The organism is Streptomyces sp. NPDC088732 (genome assembly GCF_044751205.1).
Taxonomy (GTDB): domain Bacteria; phylum Actinomycetota; class Actinomycetes; order Streptomycetales; family Streptomycetaceae; genus Actinacidiphila.
The window spans coordinates 22,259-44,743 of record NZ_JBIVLI010000015.1; the positions used below are offsets into that span (position 1 = coordinate 22,259).

The window sequence follows — 22,485 nt, forward strand, 5'->3', positions numbered from 1 at the left end:
GATGCGCCGTCAGATGACCGCCTCGGCCGTCGCCGAGGCAGAACAGAGCGCCGCGGGCCGCCCGGACGCGGACGGTGGCCCGTCCGCCGAGGCGGCCGGCCGGTCCGAGTCGCTGCGCACCGAGTTCCCCTTCGAGCTGCCGCGCGGATACGTCGACGGCTCCGGGCAGGTGCACCGCTCCGGCGTGATGCGGCTGTCCACGGCACGCGACGAACTCGTGCCGCTGCGCGACGACCGGGTGCGCGAGAACCCCGCCTACCTGTCCGTCGTCCTGCTCGGCCGGGTCGTGGTCAGGCTCGGCACCCTCACCGACGTGCACGCCGGGGTCATCGAGGACATGTTCGCCTCCGACCTGGCCTTCCTCCAGGACTTCTACCGCCGGATCAACGCCGAGGGCCACACCCGCGCCCAGGTCACCTGCCCGTCCTGCGCAGCGGCGTTCGCGGTCGACCTGGCGGGTGAGCGCCTGGGGGAATCGTGACGTACGCGACCGACGACCTGTACGACGAAGTCGCGTACATCGCCTACCACTTCCACTGGCCGCTGGACGCCATCCTCGACCTCGAACATCCCGAACGGCGCCGCTACCTGGACCGGATCGCCCGGTTCAACCAGCTCGCCGCCGCGGACCGGTGAGCCATGGGGATCCGGGGGATGTGGGGGAGACTGCTCGGACGGGAGGGCCCGGCCGCGGGAGGCCCAGGTACGGGCGACGCGGCGGCGGGTGAGCGGCAGCCCGCCCCGCCGCCCCGCGGCGAGTGGCGCGGGCTCGCCGTGCAGCGTTCGACGTTCGGGGTGCCCGCGCTGGTGAGCGCGCCCGACGCGTTCAAGGCGGGCCTCTCGACCTGGCAGAACCCGTCCTTCTCGGCGGGAACGCTGGGCCACTTCGTGAGCGAGGCGGCCCCCGGCGGCGTGGTGCACGGGGTGGCCGAGCCGGCCGCCCCGGTGCAGCGGACGACGACGGACCTGCCGGTCCGTCAGGCCGTGCGCGTGGGGCCGGCCGCGGAAGCGCCGGCGCCGGCGCCGGTGCAGCGCCAGGTCCGGCCGGAGGCGCCCGCGGGCCGCTTCACGGTGGCCCGGGCGGTCGAACTGCCGGTCCGCACACTGCCCGCGGAGCGCGCCGCATCCGATGTGCCCTCTGCGCACGTGCCGGAGGAGACCGTGCCGGACCCGGTTCCGGTGCCGGAACCGGCGGCAGTGGAGCGGCCGTTGGTGGGAGAGCGGGCGCCGCTGATGGAACCGGCGCCCGAGGCGGTGTCCGCGCCGGAGCCTCCGCAGGTGCCCGCACCGCCCGTACCCGACCAGGCGCCGGCGCCGTCCGTGCAGCGGGCGCGCCCGCTGGGACTCGGCGCGCCGCTGTCTTCGGTGCCCCTGGCGCCGCCCGTCCAGCGTCTCGCCGCACCGGACCCGGGAGTTCCGGTGCCCGGCTCCCGCCCGAAGCTGGGTCGTATCGGCGAACCGCTCACTCAGGTGCCTGTTCCGCCCGCGCGGACCACCGCGCCCGAGGCAGCTCCGCTCGCGCCCCTGCTGGGGGAATCGGGGCCACTGGTGCAGCGTCAGGAGGTCGACACCCCTGCGCCGCAGCGGGTCCCTGCGGCAACTGGGTTGTCCCCGAACGCCGTTGCTGCCGACCCGCCCGCACGCGTATCCGCGCCGGTCGTCGTCATGGACGTACCGCCGGTGCGGATCCAACGTTTGGTGGGGCCGGAGGCCACCCCCGAGGCGCCCGACCCCGGGCCCGTCGCCGGGCTGCTGGGTGATCGCGGCCTGGAGCTCAGGTCCGTACCGACCCCGAGTGAACCCGCCCCCGTCGCCGACGCGCCGGCCGCGCTTCGCGTCGTCCCCCTCGTCTGGTCGCGCCCCGAGGGGACTGTCGCCTCGGGCACGGCGGACGGGCGCGCGACGCAGCCGGTTCAGCTGCACGCGGGGGACCCACCGGGGCCGCAAGCGCCGCGCGGCGGAACTCCGCCCACCGCGCCACAGGTTGCCGCAACGCCACCGCGAGCCGAGCGGGCATCCGTCCAGCGCTCCGCGGCTCCGCTCGCGGGTCCGGTTTCCACGACCCCGGTCGCCGAACCGTTCCGGACCGAACGTGCGGCGGCTCCGTCCGTTCCCGTCGGCCCGGTCCCGGTTCCGGCCGCTGTCCAGCGGTACATGGAGCCGTCGGCCGGGCTGCCCGTCGTGGTCCCGGAGCCGGTTCCCGCGACCGAACGCGTGCCGGTGCCGCTCGGGCGTCCCTCCGTTCCCGTCGGCCCGCCTCCGGCTTCTGTCCAGCGGTACGCCGAGCCGTCGGCCGGGCTGCCCGTCGTGGTTCCGGGGCCGGTCTCCGCGAACCCGGTCGCCGCGAACCCGGTCTCCGCGAACCCGGTCGCCGAGCGGTTCCGGAGCGAACGCGTGGCGGCTCCGTCCGTTCCCGTCGGCCCGGTCCCGGTTCCGGCTGCTGTCCAGCGTCACGCGGAACCGTCGGCCGGGCTGCCCGACGTCCCGGTGGCGCAGCGGTACGCCGGGCAGCCGACGGCCGCCACCGGGGGCCCGTTCGCCGTGCAGAGGCTGAACGCGCCCCCGCCGCCGCCCCGGTCTTCGGTGACCCCCCTTCAGCTGTCCGCCCCCGGGACGGCGCCGGGCGACCCGGGGTCCGTGGCGGTCGCGGCGGGGATCGCACAGCGGGCGGCGGACGGATCGGTGGTCTTCGCGCCGCCCGCACCCGTCCCTGCCGTGGCGCAGCGTGAGACGGATGCCCCACCGCCGGAGCCCGCGCCCGCACCCACCGCGGCCCCGATCACCCCCGCACCCGCACCCGCCGCCGCTCCCTCCCCGGAGCCGCCAAAGGCCGAGAGCACCGACGAACTCGTGCACCGCCTGCTCGCCCCCCTCAGCCGACTGCTCAGGGCCGAGTTGCGGCTCGACCGCGAACGCGCGGGCCTGCGCCTGGACTCCCGCCACTGAGTACGCCGTACACCCGTAAGAGAGAGGAACGCAGCCCATGACCGCGGCCGCAGCCGACGAGGATCCCGCCGTGAGCGTCTGCTTCATCGTCGAGATCGACGACTTCAGTCTCGGCTCCTTCAACAGCTGCGAGGGCCTGGCCTGCGAAGTGGTCATGGAGCAGCGCGAGGAGGGCGGGAACAACGGATACGTGTGGCAGCTGCCGTCGCGTATCAAGTTCTCGAACATCAAGCTCAGCCGCCCCGTCACCAAGGACACCGAGAAGGTCACCCAGTGGATCGCCGGCATGGTGTCCGGGGTGACGCGCAAGACGGGGCACATCAGCGCGATGACGATGGACGGGACCGTGGTGGCCCGCTGGAGCCTGCTGGACGTGGTGCCGGTGCGCTGGCAGGGGCCGTCGCTGAGCCCGGAGACGCCCAAGGTGGCGACCGAGACCCTGGAGATCGCCCACCACGGGTTCCTCTCCGCCGGTTGATCCCGCCCGACACCCCGCCCGACGTCCCGGAGAAGGAGCACCGCCGATGCCGTCCTCACCCGTCGCGTTCACCGCCGCCTCGCCGGGCGGGACCAAGGGGTCCGCCGCCGGTGCCGGGTCGCGGCCCAAGCTCGAGCGCGCCTATCTGGAGCTGCGGCACCCGCCCGCGGACGGGGGCACGGGCACGCCGGGGCCGCCCCTGGACACGATCGAGTTCCAGTTCAACCCGAAGGAGCTGACCCTCGCCAAGTCGGCGAAGTGGGAGCGCAAGACCGCGCGCGGCGCCAAGACCGCGGGCCCCGCGGAGTTCACGGGACCGGAGCCGTCGAAGCTGACGCTGGAGATGTTCTTCGACGCCACCGGGGCGCAGGACAGCAAGGTGGTCACCGCCGTCGAGCAGCTCTTCTCGTGCTGTGTGCCGACCGACCGGACGCACGACAAGAAGGCCGGCACGCCGCCGTTCGTCATCTTCCACTGGGGCGGGCTGACCGGCTTCGTCGGGTACATCAGCCAGGTCCAGGCGAAGTACACGCTGTTCACGGCAGGCGGTCTGCCGATCCGGGCGGTGTGCCAGGTCACGCTGGAGGAGCTGTCCGCCCAACTGCCGGGCCAGAACCCCACGTCCGGGGCGCTGGCCGCCCGGCGGGTGCACCACGTGGTGACGGGGGACACGCTGCCGCTGCTGGCCTTCCGGGAGTACGGCGACCCGGCCGCCTGGCGGGACATCGCGGAGGCGAACGGTATCGACGACCCCATGCGGCTGCGCCCCGGGAGCACCCTCCTGCTTCCGGCGGCGGAGGAACTCGGCACCTGACGCACGCCCAAAGGATCGGCACAGCACCAGCACAGCACCAGGAGAGGACGGACGACCCACGATGGCCGGAGAGACCTTCGCCAACACCCTCGCCGTGGAGGCCGGCGGCGCGCCGCTGCCGCCCGACACGGCCGAACTGCTGGTCTCCGCCTACGTGGACGGCAGCGTCCGGCTTCCCGACCTGTTCGTGCTCCGTTTCCGCGACCCCCAGCACATGGTTCTGCGGAAGACGGGCATCACCATCGGCACCCCGGTGAAGGTGTTCGCCCGCGCCGGCGACGACCCGGAGCGGCAGTTGCTGGTCTCCGGCGAGGTGACCGCCGTCGAGGTCGACCTGGACAGCACCGGGACCTTCACCGTCGTCCGCGGCCTCGACCACGCCCACCGCTTCTTCCGCGGCCGGCATGTGGCCGGGTACCGGCAGATGACGGCCTCGGACGTGGCCGTGCAGGTCGCCCGCCGCGCCGGACTGCCGGTGGGCACGGTCGACACGACGACGACGGCGTACGAGCACCTGGCGCAGCCCGGTGTCACCGACTGGGAGTTCCTGCACCGGCTGGCGGATCTCGCGGGGGCCGAAGTGTCCGTGAGCGACGGCAAGTTCTGCTTCCGGGTGCCCTCGCGGGCCGCGTCCGCGCCCGATCCCGCCACCCGGCCGGAGGCCAGTCCGTACGTCCTGGAGTTCGGGCGGAACCTGCTGCGCTGCCATGCCGCCGTGACCGCCGCCGACCAGGTGCAGCGGGTGGAGGTGCGCGGCTGGGACGTGCAGGCCAAGGCGGCCGTGGTCGGGCAGGCCCCCGCCGACCGGGGGGACCGGCTGTCGCTGGGGCTCACGCCCGGGCAGGCCGCGGCGCCGTTCGGCCAGGCGGTGTTCCTGGCCACGGACACCCCGTACGGCACCCAGTCCGCCGCCGACCAGGCGGCCCGGGCGCTGGCCGCCGACCTCGCCGCCTCGCTCGCCGAAGTGGACGCGGTGGCCATGGGCATCCCGCGGCTGCGCGCGGGGACGGCGGTGACCCTGGCGAACGTCGGGCCGCCGTTCGAGGGCAAGTACACGATCACCGCCAGCCGGCATGTCTTCGACCCCGACACCGGCTACCAGACGTGGCTCACCGTCGGCGGCCGCTCCGACCGTTCGCTGTACGGGCTCGCCTCCGGCGGAGGCGCGGGGTTCGGCGCGGCGGCGGGCCGGATCGGCGGCCTCGTCAACGCGACCGTCACCGACACCCGCGACCCCGAGGCCCTCGGCCGGGTCCGGCTGGCCTTCCCCTGGCTGTCCGACGACTACGTCAGCGACTGGGCCCGCACGGCGGGCCTCGGCGGGAAGGGCGGCGGCGGGGTGTTCGGCCCCGAGGTCGGGGACGAGGTGCTGGTCGGCTTCGAGCAGGGCATGGTCGACCGCCCGTACGTCCTCGGCAGCCTCTACAACGGCCAGGACAAGCCGTCCGCCCATGACGCGCCGCTCGTGGACTCCACCTCGGGCGCGGTCAACCGCCGCTCGCTGGTGACCCGTTCGGGCAACCGGGTGGAGCTGCTCGACGTGTCGGGCGGCCCGCAGGGTGTACGGATGTCCACCGGCGACGGCAAGCTCACCCTCCATCTCGACCAGCAGGCCACCAAGGTCGTCGTGCGCAGCGACGGCAGTGTCGAGGTGGTGGCCCGGCAGAAGGTGATCGTCAAGGCCGAGCAGGGCGTCAGCGTGGACGCGGGCACCGGCAGCCTGGAGCTGTCGGGGCAGTCGGTGAAGGTCACCGCCCGCAGCGGTGTGGCACTCGACGGCGGATCGGGTGCGCTCAGCCTGCAGACCCAGGGCCAGGTGGACGTCAAGGGCACCACCGTGGGCGTCAACGGCACCGCGAGCACCGAGATCAAGGGCGGCGCGACCTGTTCCATCAGCGCCGCACTGGTCAAGATCAACTAAGAGGAGCGCCAGGAATGCCCCCAGCAGCCAGAGTCGCCGACCCCACCGGGCACCCCGGTGTCATCGGGCCGCCCGGAGTGCCCACCGTGCTGATCGCCGGCATGCCCGCGGCCGTGGTCGGCACCCCCCACATCTGCTCGTTCCCGCCGCCCGCCGTGCACCCGCCGTCCGCGATCGCACCGCCCGGCTGCCCGACCGTCCTCATCGGCGGCATGCCCGCCGCCCGGGTCGGCGACCTCGCGGTCTGCGGGGCGCCGATCCTGATGGGCGCCCCGACCGTACTGATCGGCGGGTGACCGGGCCGTGGGAGAGCAGTTCATCGGCGCCGGCTGGGCCTTCCCCGCGCGCACCGACGCCACCGGCTCGGTGGCCCTGGTCGTCAGGGAACGGGAGATCGAGGAGAGCATCCGGCTGATCCTGGCCACCGCGCCCGGCGAACGCCCCATGCGTCCGCTGTTCGGCTGCGGCATCCACGACTACGTGTTCGCGCCCGCGGACGCCGCCACCGCGGGCCGGATCGCCTACGAGGTGCGGGTCGCGCTGGAACGGTGGGAGCCGCGGGTCGATCTCGTGGACGTCACCGTCACCTTCGACGGGGTCGACTCCGGCACGCTCTACATCGACCTCAGATACGCGCTGCGCGGCACCAACGACCCGCGCAACCTGGTCTTCCCGTTCTATGTGATCCCCTCGCACGACGGCGGGGCGGGCGCGGACGCGCCCGCCGGCCCGCACGGTTCCGCCGACGGAGGTGGCCGCTGATGTCCCTGCCCCGCCCCCATCTGGACGACCGCAGGTTCCAGGACCTGGTGGACGAGGCCAAGCGGATGGTGCAGCAGCGCTGCCCCGAGTGGACCGACCACAATGTCTCCGACCCCGGCGTCACCCTCATCGAGGCCTTCGCGCACATGGTCGACCAGCTGATCTACCGGCTCAACCGGGTGCCCGACAAGCACCACGTGGCGCTGCTCGACCTGATCGGACTGCGGCTCTTCCCGCCGGCCGCGGCCCGTACCGACGTCACCTTCTGGCTCTCCGCCCCGCAGCCGGGCCCGGTGGCGGTCCGGGAGGGCACCGAGGTCGCCACCGTCCGCAGCGAGACCGAACAGGCCGTCGTCTTCAGCACCCTGCGCGACCTGACCGTCGTGCCCTGCGAACTGGCGGTCCTCGCGGTGCGGCCCGCGGACCCGCGCGGACAGGGCGCCGCACCGGCCGCGGCGGACCGGACCGCCGAACTCGCCGGCGGCCGGGGCGTGGCCTGTTTCGGCGAGGTCCCGCAGCCGGGCGACACCGTGCTGTTCGGGCTGTCCACGGCCGTCCCGTCCTGCGTCGTCGCGCTGCGGCTGGCGTTCCCCGTCGCGGGCCACGGGATCGACCCGGACGACCCGCCGCTGGTGTGGGAGGCACGGACCGCGGAAGGCTGGACTCCGTGCGAGGTCGAGCGTGACGGCAGCGGGGGCTTCAACCGGCCCGGCGACGTGCTCGTCCATGTGCCCGAGGGCCATGTGGCCGTCGCCGAGGCCGGGCGCCGGGCCGGCTGGCTGCGCGCCCGCGTGCTGCCGCCGGACGGGGTCCGCCGCCCCTACTCGGCGAGCCCGCGGCTGCTGTCCGCCGCCGCGTTCACCATCGGCGGCACCGCGCCCGCCGCGCACGCCGAACGCGCCGCCGGCGAGGTGCTGGGCCTGTCCGAGGGCGTGCCGGGGCAGGTCTTCGCCGTGGCCCGGCCGCCCGTCGTCGCCGGCCGCGAGCCGTTCACCGTCGAGACCCTCACCGCCGAGGGCGCGCAGGAGTGGGCGGAGGTCGGGCACTTCGGCGACTCGGGGCCCGGCGACCACCATGTGCGGCTCGACCGCAGCAGTGGCGAGATCGCCTTCGGGCCCGCGGTGCGGGAACCCGACGGCTCCCTGAAGCAGTACGGCGCCGTGCCGCCGCAGGGCGTGCCGATCCGCGTCCGCCCCTACCTGACGGGCGGCGGCCGGCGCGGCAACGTGGCACGCGGCGCGCTGTCCGTCCTGCGCAGCTCGATCCCGTACATCGCCCGCGTCGGGAACCGCTCCGCCGCCAAGGGCGGCGTCGACGGCGAGGACGTCGAGAACGCGAAGCTGCGCGGCGCGCTCTCGCTGCGCTCCCGTGAACGGGCCGTCACCGCCGAGGACTACGAGTACCTCGCCCGCCAGGCCGCGCCCGAGATCGCCCGGGTGCGGTGCGTGGCCGCGGAGAGCGGGACCGAAGCGGGCGGCGTGCGCGTGCTGCTCGTGCCCTGGGCGGAGGCCGACACCTCGGGCCGCCTCGCCTTCGAAGGGCTCGCCTGCCCGGAGGAACTGGTGGCGCGAGTGGTCTCCCGCCTCGACGCCCAGCGCGCGCTGGGTACCCGGCTGGTCGTCGAACCCCCCTTCTACCAGGGCGTCACCGTCGTCACCACCCTCCGCGCGACCCCGTCCACGTCGCCCGCACGCGTCCAGCAGGACGCGCTGACCGCCCTCTACCGCCACCTCAACCCCCTGACCGGCGGCGCCGACGGGGCCGGCTGGCCCTTCGGCCGGTCCGTGCAGTCCGGCGAGGTCTTCGCGGTGCTCCAGCAGGTGCCGGGCGTCGAACTCGTCGAGGGCGTCCGGCTCTTCCCCGCGGACCCCGGCAGCCATCGCCGCGGCGAGCCCACCGACCGGGTCGACCTGGCGGCCGGCGCGCTGGTCTTCTCCTACGACCACCAGGTGCGGGTGACGGGCGCATGAGCGGTGGTGTGCCGCCGGCGGACGGCGAGGGGATCAACTACCGAAAGGCAGGGCGCGAGCCAGCCGAGCCTGCGCCCGCACCCGCACCCGGGGACGGTGGAGGCGGACGTGCGCTCGTGCCCGGGCTGATCTCACGGTACCCACTGGGGCTCCAACTGCCCGGCGTGTACGCCGACGACGACTTCGTCCAGCGCTTCACCGCGGGGCTCGACGAAGTACTGGCGCCGGTCCCCGGCACCCTGGACAACCTGGCCGCCTATCTCGACCCCGCTCTCGCCCCGGCCGACTTCACCGCGCTGCTGGCGGCATGGGTCGGGGCGCGACCCGCGGACGGGCCGGTGGGCGCCGCGCGCCGCTCCGAGATCTCGGGCGCCGTACGGACCCACGCCCTGCGGGGCACACGGGCCGGCCTCGCAGAGGAGATCCGCCGCGCCTTCGGCGTCGAGGCCGAGATCGAGGAGAGCGGCGGAGCGACCGGATCCGTCACACCGGGGACCCCGCTGCCGGGCTCGCCCGAACCCCGGCTGTCCGTACGCGTGCGCGTCCCCGACCCCGACACGTTCGACACCCGCGCCCTGACCGCTCTCGTCGCGCGCAGCCGGCCGGCCCATCTCCCGTTCACCGTCGAGGTCGTCCCCGGCTGACCGTCCCGCCCGAAAGGGCACGCCTGCGGTCCTCCCGGCTGCCCCGCAGCGGCTACCGGGGGACACCGCCGGTGGTGACCATGGAATCGGGCGGAGCACATGAGCACCACGACAGGGGGAGAGCGGAAAGTGATCGAGTGCACGCAGTGCGGCAAGCGGTGCGAGCCGGGCGAGCAGTTCTGCGGATCGTGCGGGGCGTTCCTGGAGTGGACGGAGCCAGCCGCCGCCACGAGCCCGCGCCCGGCCGCCGCCGTGCCGGAGCAGCCCGCCCCGCGGACGAGCGTGCGCGCGGAATCGCCCGCCGAGGCGCCCCCCGTGCCGCCGCGCCCGGAGACAGCACCCGTGCAAGCCGCGCCTGCCGCGGCGAGCCCCGCCGCGGCACCCGTGCAACCGCGCGCCGGGGAGCCCGTTGCGGCGCGCCCCCGCCCCACCGCGGTGTCCGCCCCGGACGAACCGCCGCCCGCGCCGGGTGACCTGATCTGCGGTCAGTGCGGTGCGGGCAACGTGCCCACCCGGCGGTTCTGCCGTCGCTGCGGTACCTCTCTGGCCGACGCCCCGGCCGCGCCGCAGGCGTCGTGGTGGCGCAGGCTGTTCACCCGCCGTCCGCGCACCGCCCCGGCAGCGGGCGACCGGCCGGGGCCGGGATTCTCGGGGCGGGTGCGCCGGCCGCGGTTCCTGGTCCCCGTCCTGGTGCTCGCCGTGCTCTGCGCCGCCGTTTTCGCCCTGCGGCCCCAACTGCGCCAGGCGACCGAAGCGGTGAAGGACCGGCTGGCCACCCCCCAGCAGGTGCACGCCGTGGGCGTCAGCGCGTCGAGCGCGTCCCGCGGGCACGCCGCCTCGCTGGCGGTGGACGGCACGACCGACCGCTACTGGGCACCGGACCGCGAGGGCGACGGCAAGGGGCAGTACCTGGAGGCGCGGTTCGACGAGCCGTTCCGGCTGCTCGACGTGATCGTCTACCCGGGCATCTCCACCAACGCCCAGCAGTTCCTCACCCAGGGCCGCCCGCAGACCCTGCTCGCAACGGTCACCGACACGCACGGCACGGTCACCCGGCACACGGTGAACCTCGCCGACAGCGCGGGCGAGCAGAAGTTCCACTTCGCGGTGAGCGACGTCGTCCGCGTCCGGCTCACGATCGAGAGCGCCTACGGCGCCGGAAGCGGACACCGGGTCGCCGTGGGCGAGGTGGAGTTCTTCAAACGCGGCTGACGTCGAGCCCCGGGTGCGCACGGCCACGCCGCGCGGCACCGTCCGGGATTCGCACGCGTGCCGGGTGTGCCGCGGCGACCGCGGTCTGCGGGCGGCGCCCGTCAGCTCGGCGTCGCGGAGTTCTTCAAGCGGGGTTGACGTCGAGCCCCGGGTGTTTGCGGGGCCGGGCGGCCGGTATCCCGGCGAGGCCGCGTCGCGTGGCGGCGTCCGGTTCCGGTCCGGTGCCGGGTGGGTGGACGCCGAGTTCTTCCAGGATTCGTGCGTGCCGCAATGGGGCTTGGTGGGCCGCGACCGGGTCGCCGGCCCGCCGGTGGGCGAGCACCAGTCGGCGCCGGGCCGCGTTATGGAAGGGGTCGACGGACAGTGCGTGGTGTGCCGGGGCGACCGCGGTCCGCGGGCCTTCGGCCGGGTTCGGTTTCGGCGGGCGTCGGGGCGGCGGGCATCAGCTGTGTGACGTCGAGCGCCGGGTGTCCGCGGGGCCGGGCGGCCGGCAGCCCGCCGTGTGGCGTCGTCCGGTTCCGGCGCGGGCCGGACGGGCGGACGCCGAGTTCTTCCGGGATCCGTGCGTGCCGCAATGGGGCCGGGTGCGCCGGGGCGATCGCGGTCTGCGGGCGGCGCCCGTCAGCTCGGCGTCGCGGAGTTCTTCAAGCGGGGCTGACGTCGAGCCTCGGGTGTTCGCGGGGCCGGGCGGCCGGCAGTCCGCCGAGGCCGCGCCGCGTGGCGGCGTCCGGCTCTGCCCCGGTTCCCGGTGGGCGGACGCCGAGTTCCTCCAGGATCCGTGCGTGCCGCAGCTGGGCCTGGTGGGCCGCGACCGGGTCGCCGGCCCGCCGGTGCGCGAGCACCAGCAGGCGCCAGGCCGCGTCCTGGAAGGGGTCGACGGACAGTGCGTGGTGTGCCGCGGCGACCGCGGTCTGCGGGCGGTCGCGGCCGAGTTCGACCTCGGCGAGCGTCAGGGCGGCGCGCACCAGTTGGGCGCGGTGGTACTCCCGCAGCGGCACCACCCACTCCGCCGGGCCGTCCTCGGGCAGGAGTTCACCGCTGTAGAGGTGGAGCGCCAGGCCGAGCGACTCCGCGGCCTGGTCCACCGATCCGTGCGACAGCAGGCGCAGCCCGCTCGTCACGGCGGCCTCGAACCGCTGCACGTCGCAGCTCCCGCCCGGTTGCGGCGACAGCATGTACGCCTCGCCGGACCGTAAGAGGATGCGGCTCGCCCCGCGGTCGACGCCCGGTTCCAGGAAGGTGCGCAGCGCGGAGACCGCGACCTGGAGTCCGCGGCCCGCGTTCCGTTCCGGGGTCTCCGGCCACAAGGCGGCCATCAGCCGTTCGCGGTGCACCGGTTGCCCCGCGTGCACGGCCAGCAGCCGGGCGAGCGCCCGGACCCGGGGCCGGGTCGTCCGCCAGTCCAGCACCCGGTCCCCGAGCGTCGCCTCGAAGCGGCCGAAGCAGCGCAGCGTCAGCGGGCCGGGGCTGTCCTGGGCGGCCGGGCGGGCGGAAGGAGGAGGAGCGGGCCGGGCGGCCCGCGCGGCGGGAGCCGCTGAGGCGCGGAGCCGCAGGTGCTCACGGAGCAGCGGAACGCAGTCGTACCTGCCCTCGGTACGGCGTGAGACCAGCCCGTACCCGTCCTCCAGTTCGTCCAGGACACCGGAGCCGTCGTCGGTGAGCCACGGTCCCCGCGGGGTCCGGCAGATCTCGGCGAACGCCTCGGCGAGCCGGCCGGGCAGCACCCCCAGCACCTCGCGGTCGAGGTAGCCGCGGACCGCGGCCGAAGCGAGTACGGTGGCGGCCCGGTCGGCGTCCCGGCGCGGCACCTGGAGGCACAGCCGGAGCGCGACCGGCCAGCCCCGCGTCAGCCGGCTCAGCGTCTCGTACTCCGGCGCGGTCACCGGTCCGCCGCCCGGCGGGCCCGCCGTCGCCAGCGCCTGCCGGAACTCGGCATCGTCATAGGCGAGTTGGTCCGCGGTGACGACGACGGTCCCGGAGAGTTCGTGCCGGGCCAGATTGATCGAGGGCCGTCTTCGCCCGGCGAGCACCATCCGCAGGTTCGGCGGCGCCAGCAGCGCCAGTTCCTCCAGGGCGTCCTCCACCGGCGTTCCGTGCACGAGGTGGACGTCGTCGACGAGCATCAGCACCGGCCCGGCGCGCCGCTCGACGGCCGTGAGCACCGACTCGACCGTGGCGGGCGCCGGGGGTTCCGCGGTGGAGTGCCCGCCGTCGGGGCCGGCTTCCAGCAGCTTCCGCATCAGGCTGTCCAGCAGGGGGGCCGCCTCACGCGTGTCCCGGTACGGCCGCCAGCTGATCACCTTGCCCCTCGCGGCGAAGGAGTCGGCGTAGTGGGCCAGCACGATGGACTTGCCGTACCCCGCGGGCGCGACGACGAGCGCGAGGGGTGAGGCTCGGTGTCCGGAGAGCAGGTTCACGACGCGGGGCCGGAGAGGACCGGACCCGGTGGGCGGCATCGCAGGGGGCTGCGCCACGACGAAGGGCTCCTTCCCGTGACCGGGCGGGGACCGAGGTGGATTCCTGACTGCCTGGAGGGTGCCGGGCAGACCCGCTGGCGGCGGGCGGAGGAGGGATCACCCATCACTCTAGGCAGCCGTGGTGTCACCCGCTAGGGAGCGGTGGGCTCCGCCACGGAGTTGAGACGCCTCCGGGTACATGGGTACGGATTCGTAACGGCTCTGGATCATGACCCCTGCCGCGGCGGGCCGGGCACAGCACGGACGCCGGTGCCGCGGGGCGCGTGCGCACCCCGCGGCACCGGCGTCCGGTGGTCCGTTCCGGGTCAGGTGTTCCAGACCTGGAACTCCGAGAGCTGGCCCGCGGGCCAGCCGTCGTTGGCGGTGACCGTCACCCGGACCCAGCGCTGGGTGGTGGCGGGGAAGGTGATGGTGACGGTGTTGTTCGCGCCCGGGGTGAAGCTGTAGGACGCGGACGACTTCAGCGTGCTGAACGCCGAGCCGTCGGTGCTGCCGGTGAGCGACAGCGTCTCGTTGCGGGCACCCCAGCCGGCCGGCAGCTGGAGGACGACCTTGCTGACGCTCTGGGCGGAGCCGAGGTCGACCTGTGCCCATTGCGGGAAGGCGTTGTTGGCGCTCTCCCAGTAGCTGGCCTGGTTGCCGTCGGTCAGGTTCGAGGACGGGTAGACGTCGGTGTGGCTGGACTCGGTGGTCGGCCGGCCGGCCGCCAGGTTGGTCGCCACCGTGCCGCTGCCGGTGCCGGACAGCGCGACGGTGACCGGGTTGTTGGCGGCGTTGCCGTTGATCGTCAGGGTGCCGGTGCGGGTGCCGGACGCGGTCGGGGTGAATGTCACCGCGACCGTGCAGCCGGCCCCCGCCGCGAGGGACGTGCCGCAGGTGTTGCTCTGCGCGAAGTCGCCGGAGGCGGTGACCGAGGAGATCGTCGCGGCGGCCGTACCGGTGTTGGTCACCGTCACGTTCCGTGCGGCGCTGGTCGTGCCGGGTGCCTGCGTGCCGAAGGTGAGCGAGGTCGGGCTGACCGACAAGGTCGCCTGCGGGTTGCCGCTGCCGCCGCTCGGGAAGACCTGGAGGTCGGACAACTGGGCCGCGTTCCAGCCGGTGTTGGCGGTGATGTTGATCCGCACGTAGCGGGCCGTCGCGGCCGGGAAGGTGACGGTCGCCGTGTTGTTGTTGGCGTTCGGGTCGAAGGTCAGCGGGGCGGACGCGGCCAGCGTGTCGAAGCTGCTGCCGTTGGTGGAGCCCTGCACGGACAGGGTCTCGGTACGGGTGGCCCAGGCGGTGGACGGCGGGAGCCTCAGCACGGCCTTGCCGACGCTGTAGTTCTGGCCGAGGTCGACCTGCACCCATTGCGGGAAGGCGCCGCCCGCGCTCTCCCAGTACGTGGCGGCGTCGGTGTCCGTGACATTGCCCGCGGCGAACGTGCCGTTGGCGGAACTCGCCGACGCGGGACGCCCGGCCGCGATGTTCGTGCCGCTGTCGATGCCGGTGCCGCCCAGCGCGACCTTCGTCGGGCTGTTGTTGGCGTTGCTGGTCAGCGTCAGTGTGCCGCTGCGGGCGCCGCCCGCGGTCGGCTTGAAGGCCACGGTGACCACGCAGGACGAACCGACCGGCAGGGAGCCGCAGTTGTCGGTCTCGCTGAAGTCGCCGGTCGCCGCGACGGCCGAGACGGTGGCCGCGCTCGTGCCGGAGTTGGTGACGGTCACCGTCTGCGCGGCGGCCGTCGAGCCGACGACCGTACCGGCGAAGGTGAGAGCGGCCGGGTTGGTGTTCAGCACCGGGCCGGGCGCGGTGCCCGTACCGGTCAGCGAGACGGTGCTGGTGTTGCCGCCCGCGGTGAGGGCCAGGGTGCCGGTGCGCTCCCCGGTCGCGGTCGGCCGGAAGGTGACGCTGACGGTGCAGGAGCCGTTCGCCGGTACCGATGTGCCGCAGGTGCTGGTCTGCGCGAAGTCGCCCGAGGCGGCCAGCGCGGTCACGGCGGCTGCGGTGCCGGTCGGGTTGGACACCGTCACGGTCTGTGCGGCGCTGGTCGAACCGGTCGCCACCGAACCGAAGTTGAGCGCTCCGGGGGAGGCGGTGACTCCCGTGGGCGGGTAGGGCGGGAACACCGGGGCGGGGAAGCCGCCGCAGAAGGGCGTCCCGGAGATGCCGGAGTTGCCGCCGCCGTCGGTGACGGCGAAGTTGGAGCCCTCGCAGCTGTAGACGGGCGATGACGCGCCGACGCCGGTCGCCGTGACATTGGTGAACGTGGCCGCGCCGCCGGTCTGCTCCTGGAGCGCGAAGGTGCCGGTGCCGGCGATCGTCACATTGCTGAGGTGGACGCCGCTGACCGTGCCCTCGACCCACTGCACGGCCTCGTAGGGGCTCTGCTGGATGAGCGCGTTGGTCACGTTGATCGGGCCCGTGATCGCGCCCTGGCTGCCGTCGAACCACAGCGCGCCGACGCCGAACTGCCAGTTCGGGTCGAGGCTGCCGTCCCGGATCATGGTGTTGCCGGTGATGGTGGTGGTGCCGACCGGCGTGGAGGTGAAGCGCTGCCCGACGTGGATGCCGCCGCCCTGCGCCAGGCCGGCGTCCACCACCAGGTTGCCGCTCACCGTGTTGTCGTGCCCGCCGTAGATCGCGATGCCGTTGGCCAGGATCGGCATCTGCACGGTGTTGTTGGAGAAGGTATCGTTGACGTCGGCGCCGAGGGCGGCGTCCGCCCAGGTGGCCAGGCCGTCGTCACCGGTGTTGCGGATGTCGCTGTTGGTGACGGTCGAATTGGTCACACCGCCGTGGAAGTTGACACCGTCGGCCGTGGTGTCGCGGATCCGCAGCCCGCTGAGGGTGAGCTTGTCCATCGGGCCGTCCATCCAGGCGCCGACCTTCATGTGGTCGATCCAGATGTTCGACGCCGAGGAGTTGCTCATCGCGCCGCCGATGCCGTTGACCTGGTCGCAGTCGTTGCGGGTGCCGACCTGGCCGAAGATCGCGAAGTTGGAGAGGTGGACGCCGCTGCTGACCCCGCGGTTGCCGCCGACCCCGCAGCTGTCGGGCTCGCCGAGGCCGTAGAAGCCGGGCGCCGCACCGGTCACCGTCGAGTACCACATGCCCGCGCCGGCCACGGTGACGTTGTTGACCGTGATGTGGCCGGGGATCTTGAACGTGCCCGGCGGTATCCACACCGTGCCGCCGGAGCCGGCCGCGCTGATCGCCGCGTTGAAGGCCGCCGTGGCGTCGCTGCCACCGGTCGGGTCGGCGCCCTTGGACGTGACCGACACCGAGCCGGACGGCTGCGACAGCGCCGCGCCGACCTGCTCGAAGTCGGCGAAGTCGATGGTGGTCGTCGTGCCGCCGGAGCCCACCTGGAGGGTGAACGTGGTGCCCGCCGGATACGTCTGCGGCAGCAGCCGGTGGACCTCGTCGTAGAAGTGGTGCCGATTGCTGCCGGGGGTGTTGGTGAACGGGTAGCTGCCGTAGTACCAGCTGTAGGCGTTGGTGAGGGTGAAGTCGGGTTGTGCGGCGCCGTTGATGGCGAAGGACAGCGGGGCGGTGTAGGCCGAGCCCCCGGAGCTGTCCGGGATGCTGTAGCGGAAGTCGATCGAGTTGGTCGCCACGGGGGTGGTGAAGGTGACGAACTTGCCGCTGCCCTGGAGGGTCACCGCCTTGCGGTAGGACGCCTCGTCAGCGAGCTCGCCGTACGTCCAACTCGGCCCGATCACGGTGCCGTTGGTGGCGGAGTTCTCCGCCTGCACCTCCACGTAGGGCAGGTTCGCGCCGCTGCCGCCGGTGGCGGCCGCGGCGAAGGCCGGGGCGGCGCCCAGCGCGATCGTGCCGCCGGTGGTGAGCAGGGCCGTGCCGGCCGCGACGGCGACGGCTCGTCTCAGGGACGGCCGTCTCCGGCCTCGGAGGATGGGGGGTATACGCAACATCACATGCTCCTTTCGGCGCAGAATGTCTGTTCTGCGCCAGGGGGGTGGAGCGCCAACGCAAGGGGCACCGTAATGTCGCGGATACACCCGCGCAATATCCCGGCGCATCCTCGTGAGAAAGTAACTTTTTTGCGCAAGATTCTGCGTTCATTGGCGTGAGGAGAAGCCGGTGGCAAGGGGTCCATGCCGTGCGAACTGCTGACGATTCGTCATATCCCGTGCCGCTCACCAGGTCGCGGGCCCGGTCGGCAGCGGTCTCTTCGTCTGTTCAAGAAGGCGTAATATCCGGGTATGGCATTGCGCAACGCGGTACTGGCGGCCCTTCTGGAGGGGGAGGCTTCCGGCTACGACCTCTCCAAGAGGTTCGACGCGTCGGTGGCCAACTTCTGGATGGCCACGCCCCAGCAGCTGTACAAGGAGCTGGACCGCATGGAGTCCCAAGGCCTCATCGAAGCCCGGGTCGTCCAGCAGGAGCGCAGGCCCAACAAGCGCCTGTACTCACTGACCGGGGCCGGGCAGCAGGCGCTCCACGACTTCACCGCCGAAGCTCCCAGGCCGACCGCCATCCGCGACGAACTGCTGGTCAAGGTGCAGGCGGTGGACGGGGGAGACGCGACCGCCGTGCGCACCGCGATCGCGGAACGCCTGGAGTCGGCACGGGCCAAACTGGCCCGCTACGACCAGGACCGCACCCGCCTGCTCGCCGGGCGCACCGAGGAGCAGTTCCTCGCCGGGAGCGACCGGATCGGCCCGTACCTGACCCTCATGCGGGGACGCGCCTTCGAGACGGAGAACATCCTCTGGGCCGAGCGGGCGCTGAGCATCCTGGAACAGCGGGCCTCGCTCCCGGCCTGAGAACGGCCTGAGAGCGGCCTGAGAACGGGAGGCCTCAGCGGTCGTCCCCTCAGGGGCGCACCCCGGCGGCGGGGTCCCGGGCCGGCGGCCGAGGCACAGGGCGTCGTGAATGCGCCGCCGGACCATCGGCACCGCCGCACCCGGCGGAGATCCGCCGTACGGGTGCCTTCAGTCCGGGCCCTCGACCGGGAGCTCGAGGCGGACCTCGTACCCTCCCTCCGCCGTCGGGCCCGAACTGAACGTGCCGTTCAGCAGGGCGGCGCGCTCCCGCAGCCCGACCAGACCGTACCGCGCGCTCGGCAGCGGGAGCGGGCGGCGGGTCGGCTGGTCGTTGGTGACCGTGGCCCGGACGACGCCGGCCTCGCGCCGGACCCGCACGGAGGCCTTCGCGCCGGGCGCGTGCTTGCGCACATTGGTCAGCGCCTCCTGCACCGTGCGGTAGACGGCGCGCTGGACGGGCGCGGGGAGCCCTTCCGGCAGGTCCATGTCGAGCTCGGCCTCGATGCCGCTGCCGCCGACCAGCCGTTCGAGGTCCGACACGGACGGCTGCGGGGTCAGTTCGGTCGGCCGGCTGCCCGCTGCGCGCAGGACGTCCACCATGTGCCGCAGTTCGTCCAGGGTCTGCACGCTCAGCCGCCGGATCGTCCCCGCGGTCTCCTTGACGGCCGCGTCCGGCGCGCCGACCTGCAGCGCACCCGCCTGCACGGCGATCAGGCTGACCTGGTGCGAGACCACGTCGTGCATCTCCCGCGCCAACTGGGCGCGTTCCGTCGCCAGCACCGTCTGGGCGGTGAGCAGGCGTTCGTGGTCGCGCGCCTCGGAGATCTCACGGAGCCGCAGGGACAGGTCGCGACGGGCCTGCACGAGCTGCCCGAGGAAGAGCGGGGCGGCCGCTGTCGTCGCGGTGTATCCGAGGGTGATGAAGGTCGCCGTCTCCGTGAGGTCGAACCGCGGGGACGGCCACGGCGGCACGTCGCAGAGCGTGAAGGCCACCCCGCAGAACGCCAGCAGCATGCGGCGCCGCGTGAACGTGGCCAGCGTGTACAGGGCGGCAAGTGACGCGAAGACTGCGGACGAGACGAGCACGGCGGGCAGGGTCAGCAGGAACGTGATCAGCGGGCGGTGGCGCCGCAGCATCAGGGAGAGTGCGGCCGTCAGGCCCCACGCGAGGCTGGCGGAGTCGTCGAAATGGACGTTGACGCGGACGTCGAGCAGCGCGAAGAAGACGAGCAGCACGTCCAGCAGCAGGAGCGGCGGGCCGCGGAACCGCATCCGCCGCCCCGCCCGCCGGAGGCGGGCACCGGCGCCCGCACCGGCCCGGAGCACGCGCCGGGCGGCCGGGGCCTGCAGAATCGTGCGCGCCGCACGGCATGGGCCCATGCCGGATGCCTACCCCGCGCGCGGCCGTACCCCGTCCGCGCGCCGCCGCACCGGCCGGATGGCGGATGCTGTCCCGCCGGTCGGTGGAGGCAGCCGCCGCCGACTGGAGGATGGATCCCGGCGAGGCCCGGCGGGATGCTGTAACCAGGAAAAACCTGTCCGCACAGCCACGCGGCAGCCACGAACCGCAGCACCCATGGCCGGCGCCTGCGGCCTTCTCACGTCGCCTCGTCACCCGAGTGGCGGCAGACAGCCCACGGACCGTGTGGGAGAACGGTTGCCGGAGCCTCGCAGCACGGCCCGGTACCCGACCGGGAAAGGAAGGAGGCCACCGTATGGCGATCCACCTGACCCTTCTGTGCGCGGCCACCGAGACCAGCGGACGTGAAGCGGTCTTCGGCGACGAGCCCGCGGGGAAGCGGCTGCCCGGCAGCATGGCGCTGCCCGCGTTCGTCACCCACCCGCTGACCATCCGGGCGCCCTCGGCACGCTGCGCACGGACGGCGGCCGCTCTCGGCCTCGAACCGACCGTCGAGCCCGCACTGCGGGACCTGGACTACGGGCGCTGGAAGGGCCACACCCGCGGGGAGATCGCGGCCATGGACCCCTACGGCCTGTCCACCTGGCTGACCGACCCGGACGCCGCACCGCACGGCGGCGAATCCGTCCGGCAGCTCTGCGACCGGGCCGCCGACTGGCTCGTCAAACTGCCGCGCGGCACCCGGCCGACGCTGGCCGTGGTCGAGCCCGCCGTCGCCCGCGCGCTGCTCGTGCACGCGCTCTCCGCGCCGGCGAGGACCTTCTGGCACCTCGACGTGCGGCCGCTGTCGTCGGTGTCGCTGGTCTCCACGGACAACGGCTGGCAGGTCACCCCCGCCTACGAGGCGGACCGCGACTCCTCCCGGCCGGCGGGAAGCGTGCCCATAGCGGTCAACGGGGCGCCCTTCGGCTCCCCCCGGCGCCACGCGCCGGTGGAGCAGGCGAAGGCCGCGGCGCCGCCGCTCTCATGACGCTGCGACGCGAAGGCGCCCGCGGCCGGATGGCCGCGGGCGCCTCTGTCAGGCCGTCTCAGGGTGCCAGGCCGGCACTCTTCATCTGCTCCTGGCCGACCTCGGTGATGATGCGCTGAAGGGTGGCCTCGTCGACGCCCGCACAGGCTCCCGGGCGGCTGAAGTCGGTGGAGTTGTGCTTGATGTCGTCGAACAGCTCGGTCACGGCGGCCTTGCAGGCGGCGGTGTCGGACGTGGCGTCGCTGCCGCAGCCGGTGAGCAGCAGGGCGGCTGCCGCGGTGACGACGGCGGCCGCGAGTGCGGCGGTACGTGTGCGCATGGTTCCCCCCGTGGTGATGGCTACGGGAGCATCATGCGCCGCCGTTCCGCCGCGCGGGCGGCCCGTGACCGGGCGGTGCCCGGGCTGTGACACCCCGCGGATCCCGGACACCGTGTGAAGACCGCCCGGTGGTCCCGGGTCAGACGCGGACCCCGAACTGGAACGGCATGTTGTTGATCGACTCGTAGCGGACGAACGCGCCGGAGTGGGGCGCGTGCAGGACCATGCCGTTGCCCGCGTAGAGGCCGATGTGGTGCAGGTCGCCGTAGAAGAGGACCAGGTCGCCGGGCTTGAGCTGACTCATCGTCAGGCGGGTGCCGGCGTTCGCCTGGTCCTGCGACATCCGGGGCAGCCTGACGTCGGCCTGGGCGTACGCCCACATGGTCAGGCCCGAGCAGTCGAAGGACGTCGGACCCGTGTGGCTGAAGACGTACGGCATGTTGATCCGGGTCTGGGCGGCCGCGAGAGCGGCGGCCGCGCGGCCGGAGGCCGGGGTGTCGTTGCCCAGGTTGACGTGCTCGCCACCAACGGCGACGACGTCCGCGGCGGCGACCGCGGCGCGCTGAGCGGCCGTCAGCGAGTTGAGCAGCTTCTGCGTCTCCGCCAGCTTGCCCTGGACCGCCTTCTTGTTCCTGGTCAGTTCGGCGCGGGTCCGGTCCAGCTCGGAGAGCTTGCTCGCCGCCTCCGCCTTCTGCTGGTCGAGGCTGCGCTTCTTCTCCGCGATCTGCCGCAGGCCCTCGGCCTGCTGGGTGCTCAGCGCCTCGATCGTGGACGCCTTGTCGAGGTAGCTCTCCGGGTCGGTGGAGAGGAAGAGCTGGAGCGTGGGGTCGATGCCGCCGCTGCGGTACTGGGCGCTGGCGAGGGCGCCGAGGTCGTCCTGGAGGTCGTTGAGTTCGCCCTGCTGGCGGGCCACCTCGTCCTGGATGACCTCGACCTGCTTCTGCAGCTGCTCCTGCTTCGCCTTGGCGCCGTTGAGCTTCTCGGTGGCCTGCTCGGTCTGCTCGTACAGCGCGTCGACCTTGGCCTTGACGCTCTTGACGGACTGCTTGGCCGGGGCGGCCTGGGCGGCCTGGGCGGAGAGGGCCACGGCTGCGGCGGCGGTCGCGGTGAGCACGGTGACACGTGCGCGACTGGTCTGCTTGGGACGGCGGTGGGACGCCACGCAGGCGAGCTCCTTCTTCCTCCAGCCGCCTGCCGCATGCGTCGGGAACAGCGGTTCCCCGGCCCCGAGCGTCGGCGTCCCCCGTCGTACGCACGCCGCTTCGGATCGGCGGGACCTCTGCCGCCACCCCGATTGGGTGATCGCTGCACAGAGGTTCGAGGCATGACCCTAGTGACCATCTTGTGATCGGATCAAATCCCTTACGAAATAAAGTCGTCCGCCCGAGCCCCCTTTTTTGCCCGTATTGCACCTACAGTGACGACGAGTTGACGCAGCGCTCCTGGTTGATCGTCAGGGAGGACCGTTTCTAAGGAAAGGGGGTTCCATGGGACGGCAGAGGGCGGTTGGTTGCTTGGTCTGCAGCGCCCATGGGCGGTCGCCGTACGAACACTGCCGCCACTCCCTCCTGTAGTTGATCAACTCAGCGGCCGACAGGCTCCAACCTAAGGGAGCGGTTCGTGCGGGGCTGGCCGCTCATGCCGGGTGGGTCGGTGTGGCAGGCACCCGCTGGCCCCTCCGGGGCGGCGTTGACGCGCAGCGACCACCTGCGCGATCGCCGGGCAGCCGACCAAGCTGCCCACCGTGAAACGGCTCTTCCGCGGGTTCCACGCGACCACCTCCTGT

General features: G+C 73.5%; 18 protein-coding genes. 13 read left to right on the forward strand and 5 right to left on the reverse strand.

The annotated features are described in order from the left end of the window. The first annotated feature begins 1 nt into the window (after position 1). The 11 genes from ACIP9H_RS24540 (at position 2) to ACIP9H_RS24590 (ending at position 10,747) form a co-directional block, all read left to right on the forward strand. Positions 2-481, forward strand: coding sequence for a hypothetical protein (locus ACIP9H_RS24540; RefSeq protein WP_401590151.1), 480 nt, complete (start codon positions 2-4; stop codon positions 479-481). Continuing rightward, on the forward strand, positions 478-636 hold the full coding sequence (locus ACIP9H_RS24545) for a DUF6760 family protein (protein WP_360916518.1): 159 nt from the start codon (positions 478-480) through the stop codon (positions 634-636). The genes ACIP9H_RS24540 and ACIP9H_RS24545 overlap by 4 nt, the downstream gene beginning before the upstream one ends. An 18-nt stretch (positions 637-654) precedes the next feature. Continuing rightward, complete coding sequence (locus ACIP9H_RS24550; RefSeq protein ID WP_401960824.1) at positions 655-2,946, forward strand: hypothetical protein; 2,292 nt, start codon at positions 655-657, stop codon at positions 2,944-2,946. A 37-nt stretch (positions 2,947-2,983) separates the two neighbouring features. After that, positions 2,984-3,424, forward strand: coding sequence for a phage tail protein (locus ACIP9H_RS24555; protein WP_401589973.1), 441 nt, complete (start codon positions 2,984-2,986; stop codon positions 3,422-3,424). A gap of 46 nt (positions 3,425-3,470) precedes the next feature. Further along, positions 3,471-4,238, forward strand: coding sequence for a LysM peptidoglycan-binding domain-containing protein (locus ACIP9H_RS24560; protein WP_401589970.1), 768 nt, complete (start codon positions 3,471-3,473; stop codon positions 4,236-4,238). Between the two features lie 61 nt (positions 4,239-4,299). Beyond that, the gene (locus tag ACIP9H_RS24565) at positions 4,300-6,159 is read left to right on the forward strand and encodes a VgrG-related protein (RefSeq protein WP_401960826.1); all 1,860 of its coding nucleotides are present in this window, start codon (positions 4,300-4,302) and stop codon (positions 6,157-6,159) included. A gap of 14 nt (positions 6,160-6,173) precedes the next feature. After that, the gene (locus ACIP9H_RS24570) at positions 6,174-6,455 is read left to right on the forward strand and encodes a PAAR domain-containing protein (protein ID WP_401960828.1); all 282 of its coding nucleotides are present in this window, start codon (positions 6,174-6,176) and stop codon (positions 6,453-6,455) included. A gap of 7 nt (positions 6,456-6,462) precedes the next feature. After that, a complete protein-coding gene (locus tag ACIP9H_RS24575) occupies positions 6,463-6,921 on the forward strand; it encodes a GPW/gp25 family protein (protein WP_360916535.1) in 459 nt (152 codons plus the stop codon). Next, positions 6,921-8,891, forward strand: coding sequence for a putative baseplate assembly protein (locus tag ACIP9H_RS24580; RefSeq protein WP_401960831.1), 1,971 nt, complete (start codon positions 6,921-6,923; stop codon positions 8,889-8,891). The genes ACIP9H_RS24575 and ACIP9H_RS24580 overlap by 1 nt, the downstream gene beginning before the upstream one ends. Before the next feature lie 116 nt (positions 8,892-9,007). Then, positions 9,008-9,535 carry a phage tail protein gene (locus ACIP9H_RS24585; protein ID WP_401960833.1) on the forward strand — a complete coding sequence of 176 codons (528 nt, stop codon included), beginning with the start codon at positions 9,008-9,010 and terminating at the stop codon, positions 9,533-9,535. A 99-nt stretch (positions 9,536-9,634) separates the two neighbouring features. After that, positions 9,635-10,747: an NADase-type glycan-binding domain-containing protein gene (locus ACIP9H_RS24590; RefSeq protein WP_401960836.1), complete on the forward strand. Its 1,113-nt coding sequence runs from the start codon at positions 9,635-9,637 to the stop codon at positions 10,745-10,747. A 644-nt stretch (positions 10,748-11,391) separates the two neighbouring features. Here ACIP9H_RS24590 and ACIP9H_RS24595 read toward each other — a convergent pair. Together ACIP9H_RS24595 and ACIP9H_RS24600 are read right to left on the reverse strand one after the other, a co-directional pair. After that, positions 11,392-13,221, reverse strand: coding sequence for a BTAD domain-containing putative transcriptional regulator (locus tag ACIP9H_RS24595; RefSeq protein ID WP_401960839.1), 1,830 nt, complete (start codon positions 13,219-13,221; stop codon positions 11,392-11,394). Between the two features lie 308 nt (positions 13,222-13,529). After that, entirely contained in the window at positions 13,530-17,135 is a 3,606-nt protein-coding gene (locus ACIP9H_RS24600) for a choice-of-anchor D domain-containing protein (RefSeq protein ID WP_401960841.1), read from the reverse strand. A 291-nt stretch (positions 17,136-17,426) separates the two neighbouring features. Between ACIP9H_RS24600 and ACIP9H_RS24605 the strand changes: the two genes are divergently transcribed. Beyond that, positions 17,427-17,990, forward strand: a complete 564-nt coding sequence (locus ACIP9H_RS24605; RefSeq protein ID WP_401960844.1) for a PadR family transcriptional regulator — start codon at positions 17,427-17,429, stop codon at positions 17,988-17,990. A 168-nt stretch (positions 17,991-18,158) separates the two neighbouring features. Here ACIP9H_RS24605 and ACIP9H_RS24610 read toward each other — a convergent pair whose 3' ends face one another. Continuing rightward, a complete protein-coding gene (locus ACIP9H_RS24610; protein WP_401589940.1) occupies positions 18,159-19,262 on the reverse strand; it encodes a sensor histidine kinase in 1,104 nt (367 codons plus the stop codon). Between the two features lie 443 nt (positions 19,263-19,705). Here ACIP9H_RS24610 and ACIP9H_RS24615 point away from each other — a divergent pair, with 443 nt between their 5' ends. Continuing rightward, positions 19,706-20,380 carry a histidine phosphatase family protein gene (locus tag ACIP9H_RS24615; RefSeq protein ID WP_401589937.1) on the forward strand — a complete coding sequence of 225 codons (675 nt, stop codon included), beginning with the start codon at positions 19,706-19,708 and terminating at the stop codon, positions 20,378-20,380. Positions 20,381-20,438: 58 nt separating this feature from the next. Here ACIP9H_RS24615 and ACIP9H_RS24620 read toward each other — a convergent pair whose 3' ends face one another. Both ACIP9H_RS24620 and ACIP9H_RS24625 read right to left on the reverse strand, forming a co-directional pair. Next, complete coding sequence (locus ACIP9H_RS24620; RefSeq protein WP_401589934.1) at positions 20,439-20,699, reverse strand: hypothetical protein; 261 nt, start codon at positions 20,697-20,699, stop codon at positions 20,439-20,441. Positions 20,700-20,838: 139 nt separating this feature from the next. Next, on the reverse strand, positions 20,839-21,861 hold the full coding sequence (locus ACIP9H_RS24625; RefSeq protein ID WP_401589931.1) for an NlpC/P60 family protein: 1,023 nt from the start codon (positions 21,859-21,861) through the stop codon (positions 20,839-20,841). Positions 21,862-22,485: the final 624 nt, after the last annotated feature.

Coding starts and splice junctions, on each gene's coding strand:
- ACIP9H_RS24540 (WP_401590151.1), top strand. CDS start 2: ATGCGCCGTCAGATGACCGCCTCGGCCGTCGCCGAGGCAGAACAGAGC.
- ACIP9H_RS24550 (WP_401960824.1), top strand. CDS start 655: ATGTGGGGGAGACTGCTCGGACGGGAGGGCCCGGCCGCGGGAGGCCCA.
- ACIP9H_RS24555 (WP_401589973.1), top strand. CDS start 2,984: ATGACCGCGGCCGCAGCCGACGAGGATCCCGCCGTGAGCGTCTGCTTC.
- ACIP9H_RS24560 (WP_401589970.1), top strand. CDS start 3,471: ATGCCGTCCTCACCCGTCGCGTTCACCGCCGCCTCGCCGGGCGGGACC.
- ACIP9H_RS24565 (WP_401960826.1), top strand. CDS start 4,300: ATGGCCGGAGAGACCTTCGCCAACACCCTCGCCGTGGAGGCCGGCGGC.
- ACIP9H_RS24570 (WP_401960828.1), top strand. CDS start 6,174: ATGCCCCCAGCAGCCAGAGTCGCCGACCCCACCGGGCACCCCGGTGTC.
- ACIP9H_RS24580 (WP_401960831.1), top strand. CDS start 6,921: ATGTCCCTGCCCCGCCCCCATCTGGACGACCGCAGGTTCCAGGACCTG.
- ACIP9H_RS24590 (WP_401960836.1), top strand. CDS start 9,635: ATGAGCACCACGACAGGGGGAGAGCGGAAAGTGATCGAGTGCACGCAG.
- ACIP9H_RS24600 (WP_401960841.1), bottom strand. CDS start 17,135: ATGTTGCGTATACCCCCCATCCTCCGAGGCCGGAGACGGCCGTCCCTG.
- ACIP9H_RS24605 (WP_401960844.1), top strand. CDS start 17,427: ATGGCATTGCGCAACGCGGTACTGGCGGCCCTTCTGGAGGGGGAGGCT.
- ACIP9H_RS24610 (WP_401589940.1), bottom strand. CDS start 19,262: ATGCGGTTCCGCGGCCCGCCGCTCCTGCTGCTGGACGTGCTGCTCGTC.
- ACIP9H_RS24615 (WP_401589937.1), top strand. CDS start 19,706: ATGGCGATCCACCTGACCCTTCTGTGCGCGGCCACCGAGACCAGCGGA.
- ACIP9H_RS24620 (WP_401589934.1), bottom strand. CDS start 20,699: ATGCGCACACGTACCGCCGCACTCGCGGCCGCCGTCGTCACCGCGGCA.